This is a genomic window from Kitasatospora sp. NPDC088742, from assembly GCF_055584905.1.
In genome coordinates this window covers 56,288-64,257 of sequence record NZ_JBVJLD010000055.1, presented here as the reverse complement: position 1 = coordinate 64,257, position 7,970 = coordinate 56,288, and the positions used below count along the sequence as shown (strand labels likewise).

Here is a 7,970-nt window from a genome sequence, read left to right as displayed (position 1 = left end):
CAGTTGCACTCGTGTCACACGACAGGTCTACCGGATCAGACGCGACAGCCGAGGCAAAACCCGCAGATTGATCACAACCAGATACGCACCCTAGTGACGTGCCCGGTCCCGCCGATCTTGCCGGGCGCGCGGCGCCGGGCATCCTCCCCCGGCCTCCGGCCGGGAGGTGGCCCCGGCTGACCGCACGCCCGCACCCCGTCGAGCGCCGTGCTGCCGCTGCTGTGCCTCAGGCAGGACGGCCGCCCCGCCCCCGCCGGCGTCCCCACCAGCGGCTTCCACAGCCGGGCCGGCGGCGAGGTGAAGGCCACCGCGCCGCTGTCCGGATCCCAGCTCACCAGCCGCGCGGTTGCCGACCAGAAGTGCGCCGACTCCTTCGGCGCCGGCTTCCGGATGGCCGAGTTCCACGACGGCTCCGGCTGGGGCCTGCGGGCCAACGGCACGCTGCCGCCAACACCCGCTTCCGGACCGCCATCAGCGACCAGCCCGCCAACCCCTGGAGCTGACCCCCTGCGGGACCCGGGGCGGGCGCCGCGACCGGCACCCGCCCTCACCCGCGCCCGCCCCGCCCAGTCGCTTGGCCGAACAGGCCCTCCTCGCGCGCCTTCCGGGCCAGGGCCACCGCGAACCGGACCGTGCCCAGCAGCCCGGCGAGCGCGGCGGCGATCCACACCGGGACCGCGAGGACGCTCGGCCTCCCCGTGACCATCCGCCCGCCGTCGAGCCACACCCTGGTCTCGTGCCCGTCCGGATACACCTTCCTGGTCGGCCGGTCCTCGCTGAACTCGCGGCCGTCGGCGCTCCAGTGGTACACGCAGCCGTAGATGGGGCGGCCACCGCCCTCGGGGTCCACCGTCCGCCCCGTCATCCGGCAGTTCGTCACGGTGGCCGTCACGCCGAGCGGTTCGTGCTGCCGGGCCCGGAGGTCGTGGTTGGCCTGGGCCGCAGCGAAGACCGTGCCCAGGGCGAGAGCCAGGAGCACCGCGAGTGCCAGGCAGGAGACGGCGTAGCCGGCGCCGGAGCACTCCCGGCGCAGCGGCAGCGAGGCGCTGACGGCCGCCAGCAGCGCGACCCCGCAGACCGCCGGCCACCAGCCCCGGGTACCCGGCGCGTCCTGCGAACCCGCCCACACCACCGGCGCGGCCGCAACCACCAGGACCACCACCGCCACCACCACGCCCGCGGCACAGCGCCGCTGGAACGCCGTCCACCGCACGGAAGGCCCGAACACCACCTCGCCCCCCTCTCCCCGTACACCCGTACACCCGACCGTCCGATTCTCCGGCCAGCCGCCCTCGGGGCACAGTCCTTCGCCGACTCCTCACCGAACCGGTGACAGGGCCGCGACATCGTCACAGGCCGAGGGCCGGCCCGCCCGGCGACCGGCGGTCACAGCCAGCCGCACTCCTTGGCGGGCGTAGCTCTCGGGCGGGCCCTACAGCTCTGGACGGTCCGTCACGCCCCGGAGGTGCCTGAGGAGTTGGACGGCAGCCTGCTGGTAGGAGCGGAGGAAGGCCGGGTCGGCCAACGTGGGGTCGTCCGGCAGGTCTGTGGCCGTCGAGGGGAAGCGCGGTGTCACGGCCCACCCGAACAGGCGGACCCCGGCGCGGAGCATGTCCTGGTCGACCGCCTCCAGGTAGCTGCCGTCGACCGGGAGGTCACCGCGCACCCGCCACACCACGCCCTCCAGCACAGCGGGGCTGCGCCAGTTGCGGAACAGGGGCGGCAGGCAGCGATCGCGCAGGACGGCCGCGCTCTGCTCCGGGGTCACTTCGACGGACCGCTGCTCGCCGGAGGGCCAGGTCATCCGGCAGTCGGTGTGCGGGAAGTCGTCCACCGCGCCGAGCGCGACGTGCACCGCCCCACGTCGAACTCCGGGCAGGACCAGCCGTGGTTCGGGAGCAGCACGACCAGGCACTGTCCTGGCGATCATGTGAGTGAGTAGGGTGCTGCTGCTCATGAAGGGTGGGGGCAGTTGCCGATGACTCGCGAGACGGCGATCACGCTGGTGCAGAAGGTGATGGACGTTGAGTACGACGATGACGAGATCACGTGGGTGCTGGACCGGCTCGACAGGGCTCTCGCCTGCCCGACCGGCTACGTATCCGGTCTGATCTTCTGGCCCGAGCACGGGCAGGTGGCAACCGCTGCGGAAGTGGTTGACCGGGCTCTGGCATATGAGCCGTTCGCGTTGTGAAAGGGCCTCAGGTGCGGAGCCGGATGACGAGTGCGGCAGCGTTGACCGTGCCGAGGAAGACGTAACCGCGTTTGTCGTAGCGGGTCGCGACGGCCCGGTGGTCCTTGAGCTTGTTGATGGCCCGCTCGACGGTGTTGCGCTTCTTGTAGCGGTCCTCGTCGAAGCCCGGTGGCCGTCCGCCGCGTGAGCCTTCCGCCGCTTCGTCCCCCTTTGAGGCGGGCAGTGCGGGTGGCGGTTCGTTCCGGGCGCCGGCCGCGTGCTGATGCGCACGCACGCCGGTCGAGTCGACCGAGACGTCCCAGTCGATCTCACCAGCGACGTCCGCCGCGGCCTGGACCCGTTGCGGCAGGTGCTCCCACGTTCCGTCCGCCGACCAGAGCCGGTGACGCTCGTAGACCGTCTTCCACGGCCCGAACCGATCCGGCAGGTCACGCCACTGCACCCCGGTCCGCACCCGGTGGAGGATCCCGTCGATCACCTGCCGATGCTCCCGCCACCGGCCGCAACGACCGCTGCTCACCGGCAGGAACGGCCGCAACCGTTCCCACCCGGCATCCGACAAATCACCCCGCCGATCCCTCCCCGTACACAGACCAACGAGCCACAACCAAGCCAGTCACATGATCGGCCGGACAGCTCCCAGTGGCCCCGGCGATCAGCGTTCGGTGCGGCGGCGGCGCACGACCACCAGCAGGTCCACCGCCGCGAGCAGGGTGAGCACGCCGCAGACGATCGCGAAGGTGCGCAGGCTCGCCGGGCTGGGGACGTCGGCCGGGCCGTTCACCGCCGACCAGAGGGCGAAGCCCGCCGTCATCAGGGCGAAGAGCGGGGTGAAGAGGACGGAGAGCAGGAAGCGGAGCCGGAGGTCGCTCCGGGCCGTCATCGGTTCGGTGCCGCTGCGCCATGCGCGCGGGGTGTTGGTCGGTCGCATCGTCGGACACCTCCCGGGCCTACGATCGGCATGTACCCACGAGGGGAGAGGGGTAACGGCGATGGACGAGGACGAGTACCTCGGGCTGACCGGGGAACGGGCGGAGCGGCTGGCCGCCGAGCGGGGGTGGCGGGTGGTGCGGATGCTGCCGCCGGGGGCGCTGATCACCCTGGAGTGCCGGGAGGACCGGCTCAATCTCCAGGTGCGGGACGGCCTGGTGGAGCGCTGCTGGCAGGGCTGACGGGGGTCGGCGCGCCGCGGACCGGTGCGGCCCGCCAGAGGCCGGTGATCCGGCGGTCCACGGCGTCCGCCAGCGGCTCGCCGGCCGGCAGCGCGAGCAGCACCAGGGCGCCCGCGGCCCACCCGGCGAGCACGTCCGAGAACCAGTGGGTGCCCAGGTAGACGGTGGTGAGGCCGACCGAGGCGGCGACCAGCGCGACCAGCACCACCCCGGTCCGCCGCCAGCGCACCGCCAGGTAGGCCAGCACGCCCCAGGTGACCAGCGAGTTGGCGGTGTGCCCGGAGGGGAAGATGGTGCCGCCGAGGAAGAGCTCGGGGTCGTCGAGGTAGTGCGCGTAGTGCGGGCCGAGCCGCCCGGTGAGGATCTTCACGCTGCCCACCGTGAGGTTGAGCAGCAGCAGGGAGCCGGCCATCACCAGCAGCGGCCGCACCGTGCGCTGCCTGACGGACCGCCAGCACAGCCAGAGGCAGGCCGCGATGGCGGAGGGCCCGCGCTGGCCGATCACCACCCACAGGTCCAGGAAGTCCAGCAGCTGGGGCCAGCGCTTGTACGGGCGCAGCTGCTTGAGCCACCAGTCCAGGTGCACCAGCGAGGTGTCGAACAGCACCGCCAGCACGATCAGCAGGTAGGCCAGCCCGACCAGCAGGGTGAGCGCGCGGTGCCCCCGGCTCATCGGGAACGGCGGGTTGACGGGGCGTCGGATGGCTGCGGGCACAACCAGACATTACCCGGACAGAAGCGGACATTACGTCAGTTCCGAATGGCAGCTCCGGACATCGGCTCCGAACGTCGGCTCCGAGGCGGGACGGCCGCTTCCGCAGGGTGGGGGTCCCGCGGAAACGGCCGTCGTACCTGGGCCGAACGGGCGCCGTCCGACAGGTGTCGGCCGACTTGTTCAGACAGCGGTTGCAGAGGAACTTAGCAGCCCCCCAGTCTTCGTTGTCGCTCGATTAGGTCTCGATTTTCCCGGGGCCGGGCGCGCGTGCGAAGCCCTCGGGCCCCGCACGGTGTGCGGGGCCCGAGGGGTGTGCGCCATGTAGGTGGGCGCAGTATGTAAGGAGTGGTCAGGGGGTGAGCCGCTCTACCGCGGCCGGCCCTTCCAGTTCGAGCTGGCGGCGGGCGCGCTCGATCAGCGCCGGGGTGGGGGTCCGGCCCGAGGCCATCACCAGGTCCTCGGGGTCGACCGGGTGCTCGGCGCCGGTGTGCAGCAGCCGGTCGGGCGTGGGCATGGAGTCGGCGTCGTCCGCGGGGTTCATCATCGTGCTGCCTCCAGGGTCCTCAAGGGGGTGCGCACCGGCACCCGTGCCCCGAGTCTGCCCCCGGCGCCGGTGCCCCGCGAGCGGACGGTCCGTCAGTCCAGCGGGCCGCCCGCGACGTAGATCACCTGGCCGGAGACGAAGCCGGCGGCCTCGGCGGCGAGGAAGGAGATGGTGTTGGCGACGTCCTCCGGCAGGCCGACCCGGGCGACCGGGATCTGGGTGGCGGCGGCGGCCTTGAAGGCCTCGAACTCCATGCCGACCCGGGCCGCGGTGGCGGCGGTCATCTCGGTGGCGATGAAGCCGGGGGCGACGGCGTTGGCGGTGATGCCGAACTTGCCGAGCTCGATCGCCAGGGTCTTGGTGAAGCCCTGCATGCCGGCCTTGGCGGCGGAGTAGTTCGCCTGTCCGCGGTTGCCCTGGGCGGAGGAGGAGGAGAGGTTGACGATCCGGCCGAAGCCCGCGTCCACCATGTGCTTCTGGCAGGCCCGGGACATCAGGAAGGCGCCCTTGAGGTGCACGTCCAGGACGGTGTCCCAGTCCGACTCGGACATCTTGAAGAGCAGGTTGTCGCGCAGCACGCCGGCGTTGTTGACCAGGACCACCGGGGCGCCGAGCTCGGCCGCGATCCGCTCCACGGCCGCCGCCACCTGGGCCGCGTCCGAGACGTCCGCGCCCACCGCCAGGGCCCGGCCGCCGGCCGCGGTGATCCGCCCGGCGGTCTCCTTCCCGGCCTCCTCGGTCAGGTCGACCACCGCGACCGCGTAGCCGTCGGCGGCGAGCCGCTCGGCCGTGGCCGCGCCGATCCCGCGCGCGGCTCCGGTGACCACCGCGACGCGGGGGGTGCTCTGCTCGGTCATGTTCGTACTCGTCTCTCTCTCGGGGGTGACGGGTGAACGCCATCGGCGCCGCCGAACGTTCGGGCGGGTGCTGCGGGCGCAAGATTACCGACCGGTAGGAATGCTGACCAGAGGGCAGAGCCGCAGGTGACGCAGGGTGAGGATGGCTCATGTTCCGGGCTGCGGAGGCCGGGTCGACGTGTGCGCGACACCTGGCGGAAATATGCCAACTCCGCCGAACAAACATCTACTCTCGGCCCCCGCCTGCCAGTTCTGGCCGACCGTTTGTATAGTGTGCGCCAGCAGCCACCGGCTGCACGGCTGGCGCGCTCACCCTCACAGCGGGTCGCTCACTCGCCGTTACTGCCCGCCCGGGTGTCCCACACACACCGGGTGTGACATCGGGACGGATTTCATGGTGCTGGGGGAGATCCCGACAACCCGCGTGCCCGGCCGACTGCAGCAGTCGCCCGGGCACCTCATCCGCGTGGCGCAGCAGGTGCACACCCGCCTCTGGTCCGAGCATGTCGGCCACGAGTTGACGGCGCCGCAGTTCGCCGTGCTGCTCGTGCTGGCGCTCGAACCGGGAGCGGACCAGCGCACCGTCGGCGAGCGGGCCTCGCTCGACAAGGCCACGATGGCCGAGATGGTCGCCCGGCTGGTCCGGCGCGGCCTGGTCCTGCGACGGCGCGACCCTGCGGACGGCCGGCGCAAGCTGCTGGCCCTCTCGCAGAACGGCGCCCAGGTGGTCCGCGAGGCCACCGGCGGAGTGGTCCGCGTGCAGCGGACGCTGTTCGAGCCGCTCACCCCTGAGGAGCAGCTCGAGCTGGTCCGGGTGATGGCCCGGATCGCCCGCCTGGAGCCCGCCGCCGTGGCGGCGATGACCGACGCCAGGCCCCTGCTGGACGCGCAGCGCGCCGTCGGCTACCTCATCCGGGTGGCGCAGCAGGTGCACACCAAGCTCTGGTCCGACCAGGTCGGCTCCGACCTGACGGCGCCTCAGTACGCGGTGCTGGACGCGCTGGAGACCGAGCCGGGCGCCGACCAGCGCACCGTCGGTGAGCTGGCCTCGTTGGACAAGGCGACGATGGCCGAGATGGTCAGCCGGCTGGTCCGGCGCGGCCTGGTGCTCCGCCGCCGTGACCCGCTGGACGGGCGGCGCAACCTGCTCTCGCTCTCCCCGGCCGGCCAGGAGCTGCTCCACCGCTCCTCGGCGGGGGTGCGCGCGGTGCAGGAACTGCTGCTCGCGCCGCTGGAGGAGCACGAGCACGCGCCCGCCATGGCGCTGCTCGCCAAGGCGGCCCGGCTGTAACGGTCCATCAGGCTCCACGGACCTGGCAGGAACGATTTTGCCAAGAAATGTCCCTGCCGTCCGGAACGCCTGACCCACCGGCCACCACCCTTTCCGCAGAGGGTGGTGGCCGGCGGGTTTCCCGGGCCGGTCAGTCCTTCACGGGCCGTCAGTTCCAGTCGAACTGCTGCGGGTCCGGGCCGAGGCGCTTGCCGGTCTCCACCGAGGCGACCGCGGCCAGGTCCTCGGCGTCCAGCTCGAAGCCGGCCACGTCGAGGTTCTCCCGGATGCGGGAGGGGGTGACCGACTTCGGGATCGCGATGATCCCGCTCTGCAGGTGCCAGCGGAGCACCACCTGGGCGACGGTGCGGCCGTGCTTCTCGGCGACCTTCACCAGGGCCGGCTCGGTGAGCAGGTCCTTGCCCTGGCCCAGCGGGCTCCAGGCCTCCGTGGCGATGCCGTGCTCGGCGTGGTAGGCGCGCAGCTCGTGCTGCGGGAAGTGCGGGTGCAGCTCGACCTGGTTGAGCACCGGCACCAGGGCGCTGCGCTCGCGCAGCTTGTCCAGCTGCTCGGGGCCGAAGTTGGAGACGCCGACCGAGCGGGCCCGGCCGTCGGCGGCCAGCTTCTCGAAGACCGTCCAGATGTTGAGGAAGCTGTCCCCGTGCATCGGGCGCGGCCAGTGGATCAGGTAGAGGTCCACGTGGTCCAGGCCGAGCTTGCCGAGCGAATCCTCGAACGCGCGCTCCACCCGGGCCCGGCCCTGCTCGCCGGACCAGTCGAGGGTGCCCGAGTTCCACAGCTTGGTGGTGACGTACAGCTCCTCGCGCGGCACGTCCGCGGCGGCCACGGCCTTGCCGGTGCCCGCCTCGTTCTCGTAGATCGCCGCGGTGTCGATGGAGCGGTAGCCCGCCTCGATCGCGGTGGTGACGGCGGCGGTGGCCTGGTCGTCCTCGACCTGCCAGACGCCGAAGCCGAGCTGCGGGATGGAGCTGCCGTCGTTGAGGGTGATGCTGGGGATGGTGCTCACGGGAAGGGGTGCCCTCCAGGTCGTACGGTGTTTGCCGTCAAGGATTCAACTGGTGGTCCAGGCCACTTGTTCCCGTCTAGGCCGAATTCGTCCGAAAATTCCTTCGCACGGACCACAGCGGCCCCACCAGCCCCGCCCCGGCGGCCGTCCCGGCGCGGAAAAAGCGGTTGCGGCCCGCGCCCGGACCCCGG

At 72.1% G+C, this 7,970-nt stretch carries 11 protein-coding genes; 3 read left to right on the top strand and 8 right to left on the bottom strand.

What is annotated here, in order from left to right; genetic code table 11:
* Positions 1-547: 547 nt before the first annotated feature.
* On the bottom strand, positions 548-1,231 hold the full coding sequence (locus ACZ6ZR_RS32485; protein ID WP_465648523.1) for a hypothetical protein: 684 nt from the start codon (positions 1,229-1,231) through the stop codon (positions 548-550).
* Between the two features lie 201 nt (positions 1,232-1,432).
* Positions 1,433-1,855, bottom strand: coding sequence for a hypothetical protein (locus ACZ6ZR_RS32480; RefSeq protein WP_465648521.1), 423 nt, complete (start codon positions 1,853-1,855; stop codon positions 1,433-1,435).
* 123 nt (positions 1,856-1,978) lie between these two features.
* Between ACZ6ZR_RS32480 and ACZ6ZR_RS32475 the strand changes: the two genes are divergently transcribed.
* Positions 1,979-2,194 carry an e9imm peptide gene (locus ACZ6ZR_RS32475; RefSeq protein ID WP_465648520.1) on the top strand — a complete coding sequence of 72 codons (216 nt, stop codon included), beginning with the start codon at positions 1,979-1,981 and terminating at the stop codon, positions 2,192-2,194.
* A gap of 7 nt (positions 2,195-2,201) precedes the next feature.
* Here the strand turns inward: ACZ6ZR_RS32475 and ACZ6ZR_RS32470 are convergent, their stop codons facing one another.
* Both ACZ6ZR_RS32470 and ACZ6ZR_RS32465 read right to left on the bottom strand, forming a co-directional pair.
* Entirely contained in the window at positions 2,202-2,786 is a 585-nt protein-coding gene (locus ACZ6ZR_RS32470) for an IS5 family transposase (protein ID WP_465648530.1), read from the bottom strand.
* A 63-nt stretch (positions 2,787-2,849) separates the two neighbouring features.
* Positions 2,850-3,125: a DUF6343 family protein gene (locus tag ACZ6ZR_RS32465; protein WP_465648518.1), complete on the bottom strand. Its 276-nt coding sequence runs from the start codon at positions 3,123-3,125 to the stop codon at positions 2,850-2,852.
* Positions 3,126-3,186: 61 nt separating this feature from the next.
* Here ACZ6ZR_RS32465 and ACZ6ZR_RS32460 point away from each other — a divergent pair, with 61 nt between their 5' ends.
* A complete protein-coding gene (locus ACZ6ZR_RS32460) occupies positions 3,187-3,366 on the top strand; it encodes a proteinase inhibitor I78 (protein ID WP_465648517.1) in 180 nt (59 codons plus the stop codon).
* Here the strand turns inward: ACZ6ZR_RS32460 and ACZ6ZR_RS32455 are convergent.
* From ACZ6ZR_RS32455 to fabG, 3 genes are all read right to left on the bottom strand, one after another.
* Positions 3,317-4,081, bottom strand: coding sequence for a phosphatase PAP2 family protein (locus ACZ6ZR_RS32455; RefSeq protein WP_465648515.1), 765 nt, complete (start codon positions 4,079-4,081; stop codon positions 3,317-3,319). The two genes, ACZ6ZR_RS32460 and ACZ6ZR_RS32455, sit on opposite strands and share 50 nt — an antisense overlap.
* Before the next feature lie 349 nt (positions 4,082-4,430).
* Positions 4,431-4,625, bottom strand: coding sequence for a hypothetical protein (locus ACZ6ZR_RS32450; protein ID WP_465648513.1), 195 nt, complete (start codon positions 4,623-4,625; stop codon positions 4,431-4,433).
* 92 nt (positions 4,626-4,717) lie between these two features.
* Entirely contained in the window at positions 4,718-5,482 is a 765-nt protein-coding gene (gene fabG / locus ACZ6ZR_RS32445; RefSeq protein WP_465648512.1) for a 3-oxoacyl-ACP reductase FabG, read from the bottom strand.
* Between the two features lie 466 nt (positions 5,483-5,948).
* Here fabG and ACZ6ZR_RS32440 point away from each other — a divergent pair, with 466 nt between their 5' ends.
* Positions 5,949-6,773 (top strand): MarR family winged helix-turn-helix transcriptional regulator, encoded by an 825-nt coding sequence (locus ACZ6ZR_RS32440; RefSeq protein WP_465648510.1) that lies wholly within the window; start codon positions 5,949-5,951, stop codon positions 6,771-6,773.
* Between the two features lie 148 nt (positions 6,774-6,921).
* Here the strand turns inward: ACZ6ZR_RS32440 and ACZ6ZR_RS32435 are convergent, their stop codons facing one another.
* Positions 6,922-7,779 carry an aldo/keto reductase gene (locus ACZ6ZR_RS32435; protein ID WP_465648508.1) on the bottom strand — a complete coding sequence of 286 codons (858 nt, stop codon included), beginning with the start codon at positions 7,777-7,779 and terminating at the stop codon, positions 6,922-6,924.
* Between the last annotated feature and the right edge of the window lie 191 nt (positions 7,780-7,970).